This is a genomic window from Pseudomonas sp. LSJ-87, from assembly GCF_032971465.1.
GTDB lineage: Bacteria > Pseudomonadota > Gammaproteobacteria > Pseudomonadales > Pseudomonadaceae > Aquipseudomonas > Aquipseudomonas putida_Z.
In genome coordinates this window covers 261,405-279,915 of the sequence record NZ_JAWJYQ010000006.1, presented here as the reverse complement: position 1 = coordinate 279,915, position 18,511 = coordinate 261,405, and the positions used below count along the sequence as shown (strand labels likewise).

Sequence of the window (18,511 nt, the reverse complement as noted above, 5' to 3'; positions counted from 1 at the left end):
TTGGATTGGTGTCCAACTTCTTGGGGGCAGTCCATAAGTACGGTGTACGCCGAACGCTGTGGCAGCGGCCTTGTGTCGCGAAAGGGCTGCAAAGCAGCCCCAGTAGCCGCATACTGAAAATCCTGCCCCCCGCGCGGTACCAGCCATGAACCGCTGCCTGCTGCTCGCCGCCCTGCTGCTCTGCACCCCCGCCCCAGCCGCCGATGACTGGAACCTGGCCTACGACCGCGAAGGCATCCGCGTTTACCTGAGCGCCGCCCCCGACTCGCCCTACCAGCAATTCCGTGGTGTCAGCACCATGAAAGCCAGCGTTCGCACGCTCACCGACCTGCAGGAGAACCTGCGGGTGGCCTGCAAGTGGCTGTACGCCTGCGCCGAGATGCGCTTGCTGGATGTGCAGGGCGAAAACACCTGGGTGTACCTGACCACCAACCTGCCGTGGCCGACAATGCCGCGGGACATCGTGCTGAAGGTCACCACCGAACGCCTGGACGACGGCACGCTGCTGCGCCACCTGAGCGCCGAGCCCGGCAGGATCCCCAAGGTAAAGGGGCTGATCCGCGTGCAGCACCTCAGCGGCGAGTGGCGGATGAAACCGCTGGGTGAGCGCAAGACCGAAGTGACCTACCAACTGCAGGCCGACCCTGCGGGGGATGTGCCGGGGTGGCTGGCCAACCGGTTTGTGGTGGATGCACCCGTGGTGACATTGCGGACCTTGCGGGCGGTGGCCGAGCGCCAGCCGTAGAGGGTATTGAAAACCTGCACCGGCCTCATCGCCGGCAAGCCAGCTCCCACAGGTACAGCGTTGCTCTCAAGGTTGTCGCTGTACCTGTGGGAGCGGCCTTGTGTCGCGAAAGGGCCGCAACGCGGCCCCAGGATTGATGCGCAACAGTGCTCCCACAGATACTGTGCAAACCTCGAGGTCGATGCAATCGAGGTGGGAGCTGGCTTGCCGGCGATGGGCTGCACAGCAGCCCCAACGTGCTAAGCAGCAGTAGCTGCCTGCGGCCGAGCACAAGCCCTGGCCCTGCGCCGATAGGCCAGCAACAGGCCTGCGTACCCGAGCCCGACAACCGCCCGAACGCCACCGGCGCCTGCTGCTGGTGCGACAGGCCGTAGAGCATCCGCGAGCCGGAATACACGCCACTGTTGGCCGACGCGGCCGCTCCTACAGATACAGCGACAACCTCAAGCCGTGCGCCGTCCCTGTGGGAGCGGGCGACCCGTACAGGCTGCATTAGGTTTGCGTATCAACCCAGAAACAGCTTGTACGCCGGGTTGTCGGTCTCATCCCAGTACCGGTACCCCATCTCATCCAGCGTCAACGGCAACCCCGCCAACTCATCCCCCGGTACTTCCAGCGCCGCAAACACCCGTGCCTCCGCCGCACCATGGTTGCGGTAATGGAACAGGCTGATGTTCCAGCGCTTGCCAAGCCGCTCCAGAAAGCCAAGCAAGGCCCCCGGGCGCTCGGGAAATTCGAAGCGCAGCACCCGCTCGTCAGCCCCGGGTGCGGCATGGCCGCCAACGGTATGGCGCACGTGCAGCTTGGCCAGTTCGTTGTCGGTCAGGTCCAGTACGCTGTAGCCCTGCTCGCGCAGGCTGGCCAGCAACTGGTCGCGCGGGTCGTGCAGCGGGTGTGTCTGCACACCCACGAACAGCCGCGCCTCCTTGCCGGGGTAATAGCGGTAGTTGAACTCGGTGATCTGCCGCTTGCCCAGTGCCTGGCAAAAGGCGCGGAAGCTGCCCGGCTGTTCCGGAATGGTGACAGCGATGATCGCCTCGCGCTGCTCGCCCAGTTCGGCACGCTCGGCCACATGGCGCAGGCGGTCGAAATTGACGTTGGCCCCGGAATCGATCGCCACCAGGGTCTGCCCCTGCACGCCGTCGCGCGCCACGTACTTCTTGATCCCGGCCACGGCCAGGGCCCCGGACGGCTCGGTGATCGAGCGGGTATCGTCATAGATGTCCTTGATCGCCGCGCACAGCTCGTCGCTGCTCACGGTCACCACTTCGTCAACGAAGTGCCGGCACAGCTCGAAGCAATGGGCGCCGATCTGCGCCACCGCCACACCATCGGCGAAGGTGCCGACCTGCGGCAGGATCACCCGCTCACCAGCCGCCATGGCAGCCTGCAGGCAGTTGGAGTCCTCCGGCTCGACGCCGATCACCTTCACCTCGGGGCGCAGGTACTTCACATAGGCGGCAATGCCAGCGATCAGCCCACCGCCACCCACCGGCACGAAGATGGCGTCCAGCGCCCCCGGGCGCTGGCGCAGGATCTCCATGGCAACGGTGCCCTGCCCGGCGATCACATCCGGGTCGTCGAACGGTGGCACGAAGGTGGCACCTTCGCTGTCGGCCAGTTTCAGCGCATGGGCCAAGGCATGGGGGAAGCTCTCGCCGTGCAGCACTACGTGGCCACCGCGCGAACGTACCCCTTCCACCTTCAGCGACGGCGTGGTGGTAGGCATGACGATGGTGGCTTTCATGCCCAGGTGCGATGCCGCCAGGGCCACCCCCTGGGCATGGTTGCCCGCAGAGGCGGTGATCACGCCGCGCTCGCGCTGCACGGTACTCAGGCGTGACAGGCGGGTGTACGCACCGCGGATCTTGAACGAGAAAGTAGGCTGCAGGTCTTCCCGCTTGAGCAACACCTGGTTGCCCAGGCTGGCAGACAACGCAGGCGCAGCCTGCAAAGGCGTTTCGATGGCCAGGTCGTACACCGGGGCGGCAAGAATGCGCCGCACCTGCTCCGACAGCAGTTGCTGGGGGGTGACGGTAGAACGAGGGCTGACGAAGCTGGTCATCGATGACTCCTTGGCTGTGTTCACGTTGCCCAGGAGTCAGAGAGAAGAAACCCGCCTCCAGGGCGGGTTCGGTGCACGTACGCGCTAGCCCGCCAAACTGATAATGGCGGTAATAATAATGGCGTTGACGTGCTGGAAAGTATTCATGGGGTAGGAACTTAGCCGGTAGTGCGGCACAAAGTCAACACTTCGCCTGCTGCGCCGAAAGCGGCACATCGAACACCTTGTCGAAGCCCCACTGGAAGACGAACGCGTAAGCGAAGAAGAACACGAACAACGCCAGGTTGGTCAGCAACGCCGCCCACAGGCTGACATCCAGCCAGTACGCCACCAGCGGCAGCAGGATCAGCACCAGCCCACCCTCGAAGCCCAGCGCATGCAGCAGGCGCCGCAGGAAAGTGCGCTCACGCCGGTGCTGGCGCGCTTCCCAGCGTTCGAACACCCAGTTGTAGGCCATGTTCCAGCTCATCGCGATGCCCGACATCAGCACTGACAGCACGGTCGACTGCGCCATGCCGGCACCGAACGCCAGCTCCAGCGCGGGCGCCACGCAGGCGACGGCGATGGCTTCGTAAAGAATGGCCTGGACGATCTTGCGTGCCTTGCCTTGCATGTTCAGCTCCCTGGGTAAACGACCTGTAAAGCTACAAGAAGTGGCCCACAAGAAAAAGCCTGAAATTTGGACAACCCCGCGTTCGGCTGCTTGTATCTATCCAGTACAAACGGCGACAAGTCGTACAACTTCGTCCAGGGAATCGAACGAGGATATAGACGATGGCCCACCCCTTCCTGCCGGTGACCGGCACATGAGCCTGGCATTCATCGATTTTCTCACCTATGTGCTGTTCGGCCTGAAGATCCTCGCGATCGTCCTGGCCACGCTGATGTTCCTGCTGGGCCTGGATGACCTGTTCATCGACCTTTGCTACTGGGGCCGCAAGCTGATCCGGCGGTTTCGCATCTACGACAAGTACGAAAAAGCCGACGAAAAACGCCTGTTCGAGGTACCAGAAAAGCCCCTGGCCATCATGGTCCCGGCCTGGAACGAAGTGGGCGTGGTCGGCGAGATGGCGCGCCTGGCAGCCTCGACCATCGACTACGAGAACTACCAGATCTTCGTCGGCACCTACCCCAACGACCCGCAAACCCAGGCCGACGTCGACGCGGTGTGCCTGCATTACCCCAACGTGCACAAGGTGGTCTGCGCTCGCCCCGGCCCCACCAGCAAGGCCGACTGCCTGAACAACATCATCGACGCGCTGCTGCGCTTCCAGCAGGACGCCGGCATCCAGTTTGCCGGCTTCATCCTGCACGACGCCGAAGACGTGATCTCGCCCATGGAGCTGCGCCTGTTCAACTACCTGCTACCGAACAAGGACATGATCCAGATCCCGGTGTACCCCTACGCACCGGAATGGAAAGGCTTCACCGCCGGCCACTATGTCGACGAGTTCGCCGAAAACCACGGCAAGGACGTGATCGTGCGCGAGGCCCTGACCGGCCAGGTGCCCAGCGCCGGGGTCGGCACCTGCTTCAGCCGCCGCGCCATCAGCGCGCTGCTCGAGGACGGCGATGGCATCGCCTTCGACGTACAGAGCCTCACCGAAGACTACGACATCGGCTTCCGCCTGAAGCAGAAGGGCATGAAGTGCATTTTCGCCCGCTACTCCATCACCGACCCGGCGCTGACCCTGAAGCAGGAATGGCGCCCGGGCATGAGCCGCGAATTCTCCCAGGTAATCTGCGTGCGCGAGCACTTCCCGCGCGACTGGCAGCATGCCATCCGGCAGAAGTCGCGGTGGATCGTCGGCATCGTGTTCCAGGGCACCAGCAACCTCGGCTGGAGCCGCAAGGGCGCGCTCAACTACTTCCTCTGGCGTGACCGCCGCGGCCTGTTCGCCTACCTGCTGAGTTTCCTGGTCAACCTGTTGCTGCTGGTGTTGCTGGCCATGTGGCTGGTCACGGTGATTGCGCCGGAGTCGTGGCGCTTCATGTCGATCCTCAGCGACAGCTGGCTGCTGACCACCTTGCTGTGGCTGAACGGGCTGATGCTGTTCAACCGCCTGTTCCAGCGCGCCTGGTTCGTCACCCGTTTCTATGGCATCGGCGAAGGGCTGCTGTCGGCACCGCGGATGATGTGGAGCAACTTCGTCAACTTCTTCGCCAACCTGCGCGCCCTGCGCCAGGTGATGGAGATGGGTGACTCGCGGCGCGTGGCCTGGGACAAGACCACTCACGAATTCCCCGCCATCGCCGCCCCCGCCCGCACGCCGCTGGGCCAGCGCCTGGTAGCCAAGAGCCTGATCAGCGACGAACAGCTGCAACAGGCGATCACCAGCCCGGTACGCCGGCGCCTGGGCCGCGAGCTGCTGCTGCGCGGCTGGCTGAACAGCGAACAGCTGGTCGCCACCCTGGCCGAGCAGATGGACCTGCCCTGGGCACCGCTCAACCCGTTCAAGCTCGACCCGCAGCTGATCGCCAAACTGCCGCGCAAGCTGGCGACGCACTATGGCGTGCTGCCGGTGGCCGAAGACGGCGACACGCTGGTGCTGGCCAGCGAAAGCCCGGTCAGCCAGGTATCGCTGGGGGTAATCAGCCGCCACCTGAAGCGCCCAGTCAGCGCCCGCCTGGCGCCCCAGGGCCGGGTGACCCTGGGCCTGCGCTACCACTACCCAAGCCCCTGGCAGAAGCCGGAAACCCGCGACATGCTGGCCATCCTCGAGCGCCACCAGGACGACGAAGTGCTGCTGGAACAGGTCAGCCACCACCAGGTGATGCTCGGCGCCCTGCTGCAGGTGCGCGGCATGGTCCCGGTCACTTTGTTCAACCAGGCGCTGATCGACTTCGACCCGGAACACCAGAGCCTCGGCGAGCACCTGATTGCCCGCGGCATCATCACCGAGCAGGTGCTGCAGCAGGCCCTGATCGAACAGGCCAGCGAACAGCAGGCCGCCTTTGACCTGACCCGGGAGGTGGCATGAAGCCGCGCTTTTCCCTCACCTTCACTGGCTTGTTGCTGTGCTCCGCCGCCCTGCCCTGCGCCGCTTCGGCGCCGATGACCGACTTTCAGCGGTTCACCAGCTACCCCTTCATGGAGCGCAGCTACCGCGAAGCGAAGAAGGACAACTGGCCCGAGGTCGAACGCCTGACCCGCCACGTGCTGGGCCGGGTGCCGAATAACGACGAAGCCCGTGCGCTGCTGGTGGAGGCCCTGGCTCACCAGCGCCGCTACAAGGAGGCCGAGGCCCTTGCCGAACAGTTGGGCGACAGCCCCGAATACGCCAACGCCCTGCTTGAACTGCGCCTGGCCTGGATCGAACAAGACCCGCCGCCGGCCAGCCAGGTGGAACAGTGGCTGGCCAGCAGCGACGGCACCCACCGGGTGCGCCTGTGGCAGGCCTATAGCCTGAGCCTGGCCAAATACGGTGGTGCCGCCAAGGCGCTGGACTGGCTCAACCATCTGCCGCCACAGGGCGACGGCCAAGTGCTGCGCCTGGCCCGGGCCAACTTCGCCGAGCAACTGCGCAACTGGAAGGAAACCATCGAACAGCTGCAGCCGCTGGCCGACCAAGGCCAGTTGCCTGCGCAAGACTGGCAGCGCCTGGCCAATGCCTATATCCAGCAGGTGGATGAAAAAGGGCTGAACGCGCTGCTGCCCAGCGCCCCTTCCCCCGAAGCAGCCAACCAGGCCCGCCTGGCCATGGCCAACCGCGCCATCGCCGTCGGCCAGAACCAGCAGGCCCGGCATTGGCTGCAGGCACTGCCCGCCGCGCAGCTGAACCAGCCCGAGCAGCGCCAGCAACTGTGGGAGCTGGCCCGCGAAGGCGACGACGCGCCGCTGGTACAGCGCCTGAGCAACGAACTGCAACGCCCCTGCCTGGAAACCGTCGACTGGCTGTCGCGCCGCGACCCGGAGCTGGCGCGCGCACAGTTCAAGGGCTGCACCGCCAGCACCGACCCCAGGGCCTATGCCGTGCTCAAGCAACGCCTGTACGGCGACCCGCCCCAGCCCCCGCAACCACGCACCGCCGCCGAATGGGAGCAACGCTATCGGCAGAGCGGCGATTTGGCCGCACTGGAGCAAGCCACCTTCCTGCTGATGCAACAGGGCCATGGCGAACACGCCCGGCAACTGCTGGAGCAGGCCTACGACCGCCACCAGGGCCGCCTTGCACCCTCGCTGCTGCAGCGCCTGGGCAACCTGTATGCGCGCAACGACGGGCCGCTGGACAGCCGCCGCATGCTCGGCCTGATCCCTCGGGTCGACGCCAGTACCCGGGCCCAGCTGCTCGGCCGCCTGGCCGAGGCTGGCCAGTGCGATGCCGTGCGCCAGGCCGTACCGGCCACCCCGAGCGAGGCTGGCCAGTACCGCGCCCTGGGCCGCTGCGCCATGCCCGACCAGCCCGGCCAAGCGGTGGTCTACTACCAGGCCGCCGAGCGCCTGGGCGACAGCGGGAGCCGCTTGCCCCTGGCCTATGCCCTGGAAGCCGCTGGCGACTCCGAAGCGGCCCTGCCCATCTGGCGCACCCAGCCGGACAGCGCCTGGACCGACAACGCCCGCCTCACCGCCGCCCGTGGCGCGCTGAACGCCGGCGACGCACAAGCGGCCAGGCGCTATTGGGACGCCGCCGCGCACGATAGCGCCGACGACTGGGCCCTGGGTGCCGCCATCGCCCAGCGCCAAGGCGATTACCAGGCCGCGCTGGGCTTCCAGCGCCAGGCCCTGGCACACAACCCGCGGGCCGACCACTACTACGCTGCCTCCAGCACCGCGCAACTGGCTGGTGACAGTGCCCAGAGCAGCGCCTGGCTGGCCGAAGCCGTGCGCCTGGCCCCCGACCAGCCACGCTACCGCGCCGACTACGGCATGCGCCTGGCCAGCTCGACGGACAAGGCCCAGCGCCGCCAGTCGATCCCCTACCTGGAGCGCGCCACCCACGACTTCCCCGAGGACTACCGCCTTGGCGAGACGCTGGCCTTGCGCTACGACGAAGCCGAAGACAGCGCTTCGGCGCGCCGCGAACTGCGCCGCATCCTCGATGTGGAGCAGGACCTGGTCGACGGCGACGATGAATACGGCAGCCTGGAAGCCCGCAAGTACCGCCAGCGCCGCGCCCACGAAAGCCTGTCGCGGCGCGACACCATCACCCTGGCCAGCACCTGGTCGCCGGCCGGCACCTCGACCAACGACAAGTTCCTCGACAATGGCCAGCGCAGCGGCACTTCGCGCCGCGCGCAATCGCAGAACGTGCAACTGGCCATGTGGGACCACGCCCTGGGCGAGGAGCCCAGCCGCAACGGCAGCACCCTGTCGGTGTATGGCCGGGTACTGTTCGGTGGGCAAAGCCGCACCGACTACGCGCAAAGCATGGGTACCGGTGTCGGTCTGCGCTACAAGCCATTCGGCCAGGCCAACCTCAACCTGTATGCCGAGCTGTACCACCAGCGTCAGATCGACGAAGAGCACTACCGCGGCCTGAGCCTGGGCCAGCTGCTGAGCCCGGCCAAGGTCGGCGGCAACTGGGGCGACCTGCGTCACCACGCCGAATCGAGCAACGACCTGCTGTTGCGTGCCACCGCCTCGTTCCTCGACCAGGGCGACTGGCGCAACGACTGGCGGGTCGATGAAGACGACTGGAACGAGCGCTTCCTCTACCTTGACGCCGCCTGGTGGACCCGTGCCGGCGACCACGCCTGGCTGTCGCGCTACCAGCAGGGCCACGCCTGGAAGCTGCCGGGCAGCTCGCCGCAAACCATCATGCCCTATGGTTTTGTCGAGTTTTCCAGCCAGGACCCGAGCAACGACTGGCGCCAGGACGCCCGGGCCGGGGTTGGTGTGCGCTGGCAATGGTGGTTCGATGACGACCGCTACAACGCCTACCGTGGTTCGCTGAAAGTGCGTGCCGAATACCAGCAATCGCTGGGCGGCAATCTATACGAGCGCGCCAACGGCGTGCTGGTCGGTGCGGAGATGACCTTCTGATGCGTACGTTCCTGGCCCTCTGCCTGCTTGCCCTGTGCCTGCCAGCCAGCGCCGACCAGCGCCTGTTCTACCAACCCCTCAACCGCGACGCCAATGTCACCCCCGCCCAGTGGCAGCAACTGTGGCACGCCACCGTGGCCCAGGGCGGCAAGACCCTGATCGTGCAGTGGAGCGCCTATGGCGACAGCGATTTCGGCGGTGCCCAAGGCTGGCTGGCCGACAGCCTGCGCAGCGCGCGTGCCCAGGGCCTGCAACTGGTGCTGGGGCTGTACATGGACCCGGCCTATTACCAGCGCATCGACGAACTGGACGGTGAAGGCCTGAACAGTTACTGGAAGGCGCAGCTGGGGCGCTCGCTCAGCCAGTACCAGCAACTGCGCCAGGCGTGGCAGTTGCCGGTGGACGGCTGGTACCTGCCCATGGAGCTGGACGACCATCATTTTCGCGAGGCCGAGCGCCGGGATGCCCTGCACACCCAGTTGCAGGCCTTCAACCGGCAGCTGGACAAGCCATTGCACATCAGCGCTTTCAGCGCCGGCAAACTCTCACCTCGGGTCAATGCCGCATGGCTGGATCAACTGGCCGGGTTGGGCTTGACTGTGTGGTGGCAGGATGGCGCCGGGACCGGGCGCTTGCCCGCGTTGGTACGCCAGGGCTACGAGCAGGCCTTGCCGTGCCGGGTGGGCGTGGTGCGCGAGGCGTTCCGCCAGGTGAGCGCGCCAGGCCAGGCGTTTCGGGCTGAGCCTGCCCAGCCGAAGCTGGGCGCCGGGTGCCATGCCGAGGCGGTGTTCGACCTGCGTTACCGGCCATGGGCCCGGGGTGTTCTGCCCACCAATTGAGTCTCCAGGCCCGGCCTCTTCGCGGGTAAACCCGCTCCCACAGGGACCGCACAGATTTCCAGTGCTGTGGGAGGCCTGTGGGAGCGGGTTTACCCGCGAAAGGGCCAGGCCTGGTAAAGCAGTACTCTCAGGAGCCAGCGATGTTCAAGACCATCGAAGCCCACGTTCGCAAACAGGTCGCCCCCGCCGCCCTGCGCGCCGAATTCCGCCAGCACGAATTCGAGGCCATGCGCCCATTCTGCCTGTTGGTATTCTGCGTCAGCATCCTGATCTGGCTGGTGTTCGACCTGATCGTCAGCTTCCTCGGCGGCCAGGGTTTCACCTGGCTGTCCTACCTGTTCATCACCCTGCTCGGCGCCCTCACCGTGGTACTGCGGTTCACCCGTCGCAGCCATCATTTCGATGTGCTCAACCTGCTGTTCATCGCCTCCATCACCCTGGGCATGCGCCTGGTGATCGAAGGCATCCCGGTGGCCCTGCGCCCGGTGTGGCTGGTGCTCGGAGTCTCCACCGTGCTGTATGCCGTGTCGGTGCTACCGGTGCGGCGCTGGTCGTTCTTCTGCGCCATGGCCATCACCTGGGTGGTGCTCAACCCGTTCTACCACACCCGCATCGGGCCGGACGAACTCGAAGGCGCCATGCTGATCAGCTACGCGGTGTTCCTCAGCGGCCTGGTCATCTACAGCTACCTGCAGATGCGCAAGGCCAAGCTGCACAACTTCTACCTGTCCAAGGTGCTGCTGGACCAGGCCTATGTCGATGCCCTGACCGAAATCCCCAACCGCCGTTCGTTCATGACCCAGGCCGACCGCCAGCTGCGCCTGGCCACGGGCGAGCAGTACCTGGCGATGATCGACATCGACAACTTCAAACGGGTGAATGACCGTTTCGGCCATGACGTGGGCGATGAAGTGCTCAAGCGCGTGGCCCTGCATATCAAGGCGAGCATGGCCGGTTACGAGTTTGCCCGACTGGGCGGCGAGGAATTCGCGATCTTTTTCCAGGGGCTGGACCAGCAAGGCGCCGAGCAACGGGTGGCGGCGCTGTGCCAACGGGTGCGCGAAGACGTTGGCGAGCATCCGGTAACTGTCAGCATCGGCCTGGCCCGGGTGGACCAGGGCGACAGCCTGACCACGGCGCTGGTGCGCGCCGACCAGGCGCTATACGAGGCCAAGCACAGTGGCAAGGACCGGTTTGTGCTGTGGTCTGCCCGGCTGGCAGAAAGTGATTAGCAGGCCCGGCCTCTTCGCGGGCTCGCCCGCTCCCACAAGTGCTCCACAGTGTTTGAAATCTGTGCGGCCCCTGTGGAGGACCAGGGTTAGCAGGCCCGGCCCTTTCGCGGGTAAACCCGCTCCCACAGGTTCTCTACAGCGTTTGAAATCTGTGCGGTCCTTGTGGGAGCGGGTTTACCCGCGAAAGGGCCGGTACAGGCAGCCCATCACCCGGCAGGCAAGCGAATCCGGAACTGCGCACCACCCAGCGCCGACTGCGCCACGGTCAAGGTGCCACCTTGCCCCTCGATCGCCCGCCGGCTGATCGCCAACCCCAGGCCAAACCCGCCGGTATTGCGGTCACGGCTACGGTCCAGGCGGTAGAACGGCTGGAAAATCCGCTCGCGCTCCTCCACCGGAATACCAATCCCGTCATCCTCCACCGTCACCAGGCAGGCGCCATCGTCTTCCAGGCGCAAGCGCAGCAACAGGCTCTCGTCGCAGTAACGCATGGCATTGCGCACCAGGTTCTGCACCGCCCGTGCCGTCAGCCGTGGGTCCAGCACAAAACGCGGCAGATCCCCCTCGGCCCGCACCTCCCACTGGATACCCCGGCCATCGAGCTCCTCGGCAAAGCCGCCGAGCACGCTGTCGACCAGCTCCAGCAACGACACCTCGACCCGCTCGCGGGCCTGGTCGGCGTTGTACAGGCGGCTGTAGGACAACAGCTCCAGCACCAGCTCATCCAGCTCACGCACATGCCCCACCAGCTCCAGCAGGCGCTTGCGGCTGGCAGGCGGCACTTCGTCGAACAGCAGCACCAGGCCGAAATCCAGCCGGGTCAGCGGCGTGCGCAACTCGTGCGACACCGCATTGAGCAGCTCGCGCTGCTGGTTGACGTGGCGCTCCAGGTCACTGGCCATGGTGTCGAACACCCCGGCCAGCTCACCGATGTTGGAGTGCGGCGAGATGTGCGTACGCTCGGCCATCTGCCCCTGGCCCAGGCGCCGGGCGGTCTCCTTGAGGCGCTCCAGGTCGCGCCAGTGCGGCCATACCCACAGCAGCAGGCAACCGAGCATGGCTGCACCGATCAGTACGGTCACGCCCCACGACAGCACGTTGATATCCAGCGGGTCTGGCGGTGAGTGCAGGCGCACCAGCCATTCCTTGTCCAGCGGCGCCAGCACCGTCTCGTAGTAGCCCCATTCGGCAATGCGCACGGCGTACAGGCCGTGCTCCAGGCGCGCCTGCTCGTCCTCGCTCAGGTCAGCCTGGTCCATGCGCAGCAGCTGCAGTTCCAACGGCGCGAAATCACTGGCCAGCTCTTGCTCCACCGCCGGCCACTGCTCGCGCGGGGCCTGGCGGAACTGGCGCACGATCAGCGACTGCACGCCCTTGGCCTGGTCCAGGTTGTAGGCCATGAAGCGGTCCTGGAACAGGCCGACGATGGTGTCGGGGATGAACAACAGCGCACCGGCATAGGCAACGATGATCACCAGGTACAGCCGCACCAGAATCTTCAGCATGGGCGGTCAGCACTCCCACTCGACACGGCTGAACAGATAGCCCTTGCCCCACACGGTCTTGATCTTGCGCGCTTCGCCGGCGTTATCGTCGAACTTGCGCCGCAGCTTGGAGATGGCCACATCCACCGAGCGGTCGGTGCCGTTGAACTCGATACCCCGCAGTTGCTGCAGGATGCGGTCGCGGTTCAGCACTTCGCCGGCATTGCGCGCCAGTACCACCAGCAGGTTGTACTCGCCGCTGGACAGCTCCACCTCTTCGCCGCGCCAGCTCACGGTGCGCTCGGCCAGGTCGATGCGCAGGCCACCGATCAGGATCAGGTCGTTGTCCAGGCGCGGCTCGTTGACGCTGCTGCGGCGCAGCAGGGTGCGCACGCGGGCCAGCAGCACCCGCGGCTCGCAGGGTTTGGTCACGTAGTCGTCGGCGCCCATTTCCAGGCCCAGGACCTGGTCGTGGCTGTCGTCGCGGGCGGTCAGCATCAGGATCGGCAGGCCCTGCGACTCCTGGCGCAGCAGGCGGCACAGCTGCAGGCCATCGATGCCCGGCAGCATCAGGTCGAGGATGACCAGGTCGGGCTTTTGCCGGCGGTACTCGTCCAGCACATGATCGCCGCGGGCGATCACCTGGACATGGAAGTCGTTGCGTTGCAGGTAGCTGGCGATCAGCTCGGACAGGGCGCTGTCGTCTTCGACCAGGAAAATATTCGGCATAGGTGCTTGTAAGTCTGGGTTGTGGTAGGCCTTGCCGGCCTCTTCGCGGGTAAACCCGCTCCCACAGGGACTGCACAGGTTCCAGATGCTGTGCGGTCCCTGTGGGAGCGGGTTTACCCGCGAAGAGGCCGGTACAGGTACACGCAGAATATAGAACCCTACAGGTCGGCAGGATTGTTCTTCACACTTTTTCACACTCGTCCTACAGGTATTAACAGCCACCCAAGGAACGCCTGCCGTAGCATACCGGTGGTCATCATCGGAAGATCCGTATGTCTACTACCCTCCCCCCACGCTTGCGCCCGTTGGCGCTTCTGGCGTTCCTGAGCCTGTCCCTGGCCGGCTGCGACGACAGCGCCGAACAGGAAGAACAGGCCCCCACCCCGCAAGTGCGGGTGGAAATCCTGCAACTGCAGCCACTGGCCATCAGCAGTGAGCTCAGCGGCCGTATCCTTGCGCCGCGCACCGCAGAAGTGCGTGCGCGCGTCGCGGGCGTGGTGCTCAAGCGGGTGTACCGCGAAGGCAGCGACGTCAAGCAGGGCGATGTGCTGTTCCTGATCGACCCGGCACCGTTCAAGGCCGACCACGACAGCGCCCGCGCCACCCTGGCCAAGGCCGAGGCCACCCTGTACCAGGCACGCCTGCAGGAGCAGCGCTACCGCGAGCTGGTCGACGACAAGGCCGTCAGCCGCCAGGAATACGACAACGCCAAGGCCAGCTACCTGCAGGCCGATGCCGCAGTGGCCGAGGCCAGGGCCGCCCTGGAACGCGCCCGCCTCAACCTCGGCTACGCCACCGTGACCGCGCCGATTTCTGGCCGTATCGGCCGCGCCCAGGTCACCGAAGGTGCGCTGGTGGGGCAGAACGAGACCACGCCGCTGGCGACCATCCAGCAGCTGGACCCGATCCACGCCGATGTCACCCAGTCGACCCGCGAGCTCAACGCCCTGCGCCGTGCCCTGCGTGCCGGCGAGCTGCAGCAGGTCGGTGACGGCCAGGCCCGGGCCACGCTGATCCAGGACGATGGCAGCACCTACCCGCTGCCGGGCAAACTGCTGTTCTCCGACATCAGCGTCGACCCCAGCACCAACCAGATCACCCTGCGCAGCGAGTTCCCCAACCCGGACCTCGACCTGCTGCCCGGCAGCTACGTGCGCGTGCGCCTGGAGCAGGCCGTGCAGCCCAAGGGCCTCAGCGTGCCGCAGCGCGCCATCCTGCGCGACAGCGCTGGCGTGCCCAAGGTGCTGGTGGTCGACCCGCAGGCCCGGGTCAGCGACCGCCAGGTAGTACTGGGCAGCGCCCAGGGCGATCGCTGGATCGTCAGCGAAGGCCTGGCCCCCGGCGAGCGGGTGGTGGTCGAGGGCCTGCAACACGTCAAGGCCGGTGACCAGGTGCAGGTCGACAATGCATCAGGGGCATCGCCCATCGCACAGCACACTGGCCAGTGAGGGCCTGATTCATGCCGCAATTCTTCATCGACCGCCCAGTATTCGCCTGGGTGGTCGCCCTGTTCATCCTGCTGGCAGGTGCCCTGGCCATCCCGCAGTTGCCGGTGGCCCAGTATCCCAACGTGGCCCCGCCGCAGGTGGAAATCTACGCCGTGTACCCGGGCGCCTCGGCGGCGACCATGGACGAGAGCGTGGTCAGCCTTATCGAGCAGGAGCTCAACGGCGCCGACAACCTGCTGTACTTCGAGTCGCAGAGCAGCCTGGGCAGCGCCACCATCACCGCCACCTTCGCCCCGGGCACCAACCCGGACCTGGCCCAGGTCGACGTGCAGAACCGCCTGAAGGTGGTCGAGTCGCGCCTGCCGCGCCCGGTGACCCAGCAAGGCCTGCAGGTGGAAAAGGTCTCCACCGGCTTCCTGCTGCTGGCCACCCTCACCTCCGAAGACGGCAAGCTCGACGAAACCGCCCTGTCGGATATCCTTGCGCGCAACGTGATGGACGAGATTCGCCGCCTCAAGGGCGTCGGCAAGGCCCAGCTGTATGGTTCGGAACGCGCCATGCGCATCTGGATCGACCCGCGCAAGCTGATCGGCTTCAACCTCACGCCCAACGACGTGGCCGAGGCCATCGCCGCGCAGAACGCCCAGGTGGCCCCCGGCAGCATTGGTGACCTGCCCACCCGTGGCACCCAGGAAATCACCGCCAACGTGGTGGTCAAGGGCCAGCTGAGCACCCCGGAGGAGTTCGCCGGGATTGTCCTGCGTGCCAACCCGGACGGTTCCACGGTGACCATCGGCGATGTCGCCCGGGTCGAGATCGGTGCCCAGGAATACCAGTACGGCACACGCCTGAACGGCAAGCCGGCCACCGCCTTCAGCGTGCAGCTGTCGCCGGGCGCCAACGCCATGGAAACCGCCACCCTGGTGCGGGCGAAGATGCAGGACCTGGCGCGCTACTTCCCCGAAGGCGTCAAGTACGACATCCCCTACGACACCTCGCCATTCGTCAAGGTGTCGATCGAGCAGGTCATCAACACCCTGTTCGAGGCCATGCTGCTGGTGTTCGCGGTGATGTTCCTGTTCCTGCAGAACCTGCGCTACACCCTGATCCCGACCCTGGTGGTGCCGGTGGCCCTGATGGGCACCTTCGCCGTGATGCTGGCCATGGGCTTCTCGGTCAACGTGCTGACCCTGTTCGGCATGGTGCTGGCCATCGGCATTCTGGTCGACGATGCCATCGTGGTGGTGGAAAACGTCGAGCGGATCATGGCCGAGGAAGGCCTGCCGCCCAAGGAGGCCACGCGCAAGGCCATGGGCCAGATCAGCGGCGCGATCGTCGGCATTACCCTGGTGCTGGTGGCGGTGTTCCTGCCCATGGCCTTCATGCAAGGCTCGGTGGGGGTGATCTACCAGCAGTTCTCGCTGTCGATGGCAGTGTCGATCCTGTTCTCGGCGTTCCTGGCCCTCAGCCTGACCCCGGCGCTGTGCGCCACCCTGCTCAAGCCGGTAGCCAAGGGCGAGCATCACGAACGCAAGGGCTTCTTCGGCTGGTTCAACCGCCGCTTCGAGGGCATGAGCAACGGCTACCAGCGCTGGGTGATGCAGGCGCTCAAGCGCAGCGGCCGCTACCTGCTGGTATACGCGCTGTTGCTGGCAGTGCTGGGCTATGGCTTCAGCCAACTGCCCACGGCGTTCCTGCCCACCGAAGACCAGGGCTACACCATCACCGATATCCAGCTGCCGCCTGGCGCCAGCCGCATGCGCACCGAACAGGTGGCGGCACAGATCGAGGCGCACAACGCCGAAGAGCCCGGCGTGGGTAACACCACCTTGATCCTGGGTTTCAGCTTCTCGGGCAGCGGGCAGAACGCGGCACTGGCCTTCACCACGCTCAAGGACTGGTCCGAACGCGGCGCCGACGACAGCGCCCAGTCGATTGCCGACCGCGCGACCATGGCCTTCACCCAGCTCAAGGACGCCGTGGCCTACGCCGTGCTGCCGCCGCCGATCGACGGCCTTGGCGAGTCGACCGGCTTCGAGTTCCGCCTGCAGGACCGCGGCGGCATGGGCCACGCCGAGCTGATGGCCGCCCGCGACGAGCTGCTGGCCAATGCCGGCAAGAGCAAGGTGTTGACCAACGTGCGCGAAGCCTCGCTGGCGGAAAGCCCGCAGGTGCAGCTGGAAATCGACCGCCGCCAGGCCAACGCCCTGGGCGTATCGTTTGCCGATATCGGCTCGGTGCTGGATGTGGCCGTGGGTTCCAGCTACGTCAACGACTTCCCCAACCAGGGCCGCATGCAGCGGGTGGTGGTGCAGGCCGAAGGCGACCAGCGCAGCCAGGTCGAAGACCTGCTGAAGATCCACGTGCGCAACGACAGCGGCAAGATGGTGCCACTGGGCGCCTTCGTCCAGGCCAGGTGGGTCAGCGGCCCGGTGCAGCTGACCCGCTACAACGGCTACCCGGCGGTGTCGATTTCCGGCGAACCGGCGGCCGGCTACAGTTCGGGCGAAGCCATGGCCGAGATCGAGCGCCTGGTGGCCCAGCTGCCGGCCGGTGCCGGCCTGGAATGGACTGGCCTGTCGCTGCAGGAGCGGCTGTCCGGCAGCCAGGCACCGATGCTGATGGCGCTGTCGTTGCTGGTGGTGTTCCTGTGCCTGGCAGCGCTGTACGAAAGCTGGTCGATCCCCACCGCAGTACTGCTGGTAGTACCGCTGGGCGTGCTCGGTGCGGTGCTGGCGGTGACCCTGCGCGGCATGCCCAACGACGTGTTCTTCAAGGTCGGCCTGATCACCCTGATCGGCCTGTCGGCGAAGAACGCCATCCTGATCATCGAGTTCGCCAAGAGCCTGGTCGACCAGGGCGTCGATGCCGCCGACGCCGCCGTGCAGGCCGCGCGCCTGCGCCTGCGGCCGATCGTGATGACCTCGCTGGCGTTCATCCTGGGCGTGGTGCCACTGGCCATCGCCAGCGGCGCCAGTTCGGCCAGCCAGCAGGCGATCGGCACCGGGGTGATCGGCGGCATGCTCAGCGCTACCCTGGCAGTGGTGTTCGTGCCGGTGTTCTTCGTGGTGGTGATGCGCCTTGCCGGGCGACGCCAGGCGGGTAATGCCGACACGCAGGCCGTGACCAGCGAAAGCTGACTGGACAAGCCCCGCGTGAAATGGGAGGGTTCCCGGCAATGACTGCCCGGAACCCTTTTTCATGCCTGATGCCCTTCCCCTCTGCTCCATCCTCATTCTCGCCGGTGGCCGCGGCCAGCGCATGGGCGGTCGCGACAAAGGCCTGGTCGACTGGCAGGGCGAACCGCTGGTGGCGCATGTGCAGCGCGTGGTACGGCCGCTCAGCGATGACCTGGTGATTTCCTGCAACCGTAACCAGCAGGCCTACCGGGCGTATGCCGACCAGTTGGTGGGCGATGCCGAGGCGGACTACCCCGGGCCGTTGGCGGGGGTGATTGCCGGGCTCAAGGTGGCGCGGCATGAATGGGTGGTGCTGCTGGCCTGTGATGCCCCGCTGGTTGACCGGGGGTTGATCGAGGACCTGCTGCGGCTGGCGGTGGCGGGTGACAGTGCGGCCATGGTACGCCAGGGTGGGTACTGGCAGCCGATGTTCAGCGTGCTGCCACGCCGGGTGTTGCCGGTGCTGGAGCAGGCCTGGGCGGCGGGCGAGCGGAGTTTGCAGAAGGCCTTGCTGCGTGAAGCGGTGCAAGGGTTGGAATGTGCCGACGATGATCGCAGGTTGAGCAACTTCAACAGCCCGGAGCTGTTGCAGGGCTGAGGTCATCTGCTGCCTGTGCCGGCCTCTTCGCGGGTAAACCCGCTCCCACAGGTTCTCCACTGCCCTTGAGACCTGTGCAATACCTGTGGGAGCGGGTTTACCCGCGAAGAGGCCGGCACAGGCAGTAGATGCTCCCCACAGGTCTCCAATGCCCTTGAAGCCTGTGCAGTACCTGTGGGAGCGGGTTTACCCGCGAAGAGGCCAGCACA

At 66.1% G+C, this 18,511-nt stretch carries 12 protein-coding genes and 1 pseudogene; 8 read left to right on the top strand and 5 right to left on the bottom strand.

What is annotated here, in order from left to right; all coding sequences use genetic code 11:
- The first annotated feature begins 145 nt into the window (after positions 1-145).
- Positions 146-745 (top strand): START domain-containing protein, encoded by a 600-nt coding sequence (locus RYH74_RS07610; protein ID WP_274078816.1) that lies wholly within the window; start codon positions 146-148, stop codon positions 743-745.
- 310 nt (positions 746-1,055) lie between these two features.
- Here RYH74_RS07610 and RYH74_RS07605 read toward each other — a convergent pair.
- The 3 genes and pseudogenes from RYH74_RS07605 to RYH74_RS07595 all read right to left on the bottom strand — a co-directional run.
- A pseudogene (locus RYH74_RS07605) lies at positions 1,056-1,178 on the bottom strand (amino acid transporter); the annotation flags it as partial.
- A 72-nt stretch (positions 1,179-1,250) separates the two neighbouring features.
- Positions 1,251-2,810, bottom strand: a complete 1,560-nt coding sequence (gene ilvA / locus RYH74_RS07600; protein ID WP_075045065.1) for a threonine ammonia-lyase, biosynthetic — start codon at positions 2,808-2,810, stop codon at positions 1,251-1,253.
- A 181-nt stretch (positions 2,811-2,991) separates the two neighbouring features.
- Complete coding sequence (locus RYH74_RS07595) at positions 2,992-3,423, bottom strand: PACE efflux transporter (RefSeq protein ID WP_025339342.1); 432 nt, start codon at positions 3,421-3,423, stop codon at positions 2,992-2,994.
- A 193-nt stretch (positions 3,424-3,616) separates the two neighbouring features.
- Between RYH74_RS07595 and nrfB the strand changes: the two genes are divergently transcribed.
- The 4 genes from nrfB (at position 3,617) to RYH74_RS07575 (ending at position 10,864) form a co-directional block, all read left to right on the top strand.
- A complete protein-coding gene (gene nrfB / locus RYH74_RS07590) occupies positions 3,617-5,791 on the top strand; it encodes a cyclic di-3',5'-guanylate-activated glycosyltransferase NrfB (RefSeq protein ID WP_317409191.1) in 2,175 nt (724 codons plus the stop codon).
- Positions 5,788-8,793: a phage receptor gene (locus RYH74_RS07585; protein WP_317409190.1), complete on the top strand. Its 3,006-nt coding sequence runs from the start codon at positions 5,788-5,790 to the stop codon at positions 8,791-8,793. Before nrfB ends, RYH74_RS07585 begins: the two co-directional genes overlap by 4 nt.
- Positions 8,793-9,632, top strand: coding sequence for a DUF4434 family protein (locus RYH74_RS07580; protein WP_075045063.1), 840 nt, complete (start codon positions 8,793-8,795; stop codon positions 9,630-9,632). The genes RYH74_RS07585 and RYH74_RS07580 overlap by 1 nt, the downstream gene beginning before the upstream one ends.
- Positions 9,633-9,772: 140 nt before the next feature.
- The gene (locus tag RYH74_RS07575) at positions 9,773-10,864 is read left to right on the top strand and encodes a GGDEF domain-containing protein (RefSeq protein WP_317409189.1); all 1,092 of its coding nucleotides are present in this window, start codon (positions 9,773-9,775) and stop codon (positions 10,862-10,864) included.
- A 206-nt stretch (positions 10,865-11,070) separates the two neighbouring features.
- Here the strand turns inward: RYH74_RS07575 and RYH74_RS07570 are convergent, their stop codons facing one another.
- Positions 11,071-12,369, bottom strand: coding sequence for an ATP-binding protein (locus RYH74_RS07570; RefSeq protein WP_013972839.1), 1,299 nt, complete (start codon positions 12,367-12,369; stop codon positions 11,071-11,073).
- Positions 12,370-12,375: 6 nt separating this feature from the next.
- Positions 12,376-13,077: a response regulator transcription factor gene (locus tag RYH74_RS07565; protein ID WP_003259958.1), complete on the bottom strand. Its 702-nt coding sequence runs from the start codon at positions 13,075-13,077 to the stop codon at positions 12,376-12,378.
- Between the two features lie 272 nt (positions 13,078-13,349).
- Between RYH74_RS07565 and RYH74_RS07560 the strand changes: the two genes are divergently transcribed.
- From RYH74_RS07560 to mobA, 3 genes are all read left to right on the top strand, one after another.
- Positions 13,350-14,525, top strand: a complete 1,176-nt coding sequence (locus tag RYH74_RS07560; protein WP_075045061.1) for an efflux RND transporter periplasmic adaptor subunit — start codon at positions 13,350-13,352, stop codon at positions 14,523-14,525.
- Between the two features lie 11 nt (positions 14,526-14,536).
- Entirely contained in the window at positions 14,537-17,665 is a 3,129-nt protein-coding gene (locus RYH74_RS07555) for an efflux RND transporter permease subunit (RefSeq protein WP_274079204.1), read from the top strand.
- A 61-nt stretch (positions 17,666-17,726) separates the two neighbouring features.
- Positions 17,727-18,302 carry a molybdenum cofactor guanylyltransferase MobA gene (gene mobA / locus RYH74_RS07550; RefSeq protein ID WP_317409188.1) on the top strand — a complete coding sequence of 192 codons (576 nt, stop codon included), beginning with the start codon at positions 17,727-17,729 and terminating at the stop codon, positions 18,300-18,302.
- The last annotated feature ends 209 nt before the right edge of the window (positions 18,303-18,511 follow it).

Coding starts and splice junctions, on each gene's coding strand:
- RYH74_RS07610 (WP_274078816.1), top strand. CDS start 146: ATGAACCGCTGCCTGCTGCTCGCCGCCCTGCTGCTCTGCACCCCCGCC.
- ilvA (WP_075045065.1), bottom strand. CDS start 2,810: ATGACCAGCTTCGTCAGCCCTCGTTCTACCGTCACCCCCCAGCAACTG.
- RYH74_RS07595 (WP_025339342.1), bottom strand. CDS start 3,423: ATGCAAGGCAAGGCACGCAAGATCGTCCAGGCCATTCTTTACGAAGCC.
- nrfB (WP_317409191.1), top strand. CDS start 3,617: ATGAGCCTGGCATTCATCGATTTTCTCACCTATGTGCTGTTCGGCCTG.
- RYH74_RS07585 (WP_317409190.1), top strand. CDS start 5,788: ATGAAGCCGCGCTTTTCCCTCACCTTCACTGGCTTGTTGCTGTGCTCC.
- RYH74_RS07580 (WP_075045063.1), top strand. CDS start 8,793: ATGCGTACGTTCCTGGCCCTCTGCCTGCTTGCCCTGTGCCTGCCAGCC.
- RYH74_RS07575 (WP_317409189.1), top strand. CDS start 9,773: ATGTTCAAGACCATCGAAGCCCACGTTCGCAAACAGGTCGCCCCCGCC.
- RYH74_RS07570 (WP_013972839.1), bottom strand. CDS start 12,369: ATGCTGAAGATTCTGGTGCGGCTGTACCTGGTGATCATCGTTGCCTAT.
- RYH74_RS07565 (WP_003259958.1), bottom strand. CDS start 13,077: ATGCCGAATATTTTCCTGGTCGAAGACGACAGCGCCCTGTCCGAGCTG.
- RYH74_RS07560 (WP_075045061.1), top strand. CDS start 13,350: ATGTCTACTACCCTCCCCCCACGCTTGCGCCCGTTGGCGCTTCTGGCG.
- RYH74_RS07555 (WP_274079204.1), top strand. CDS start 14,537: ATGCCGCAATTCTTCATCGACCGCCCAGTATTCGCCTGGGTGGTCGCC.
- mobA (WP_317409188.1), top strand. CDS start 17,727: ATGCCTGATGCCCTTCCCCTCTGCTCCATCCTCATTCTCGCCGGTGGC.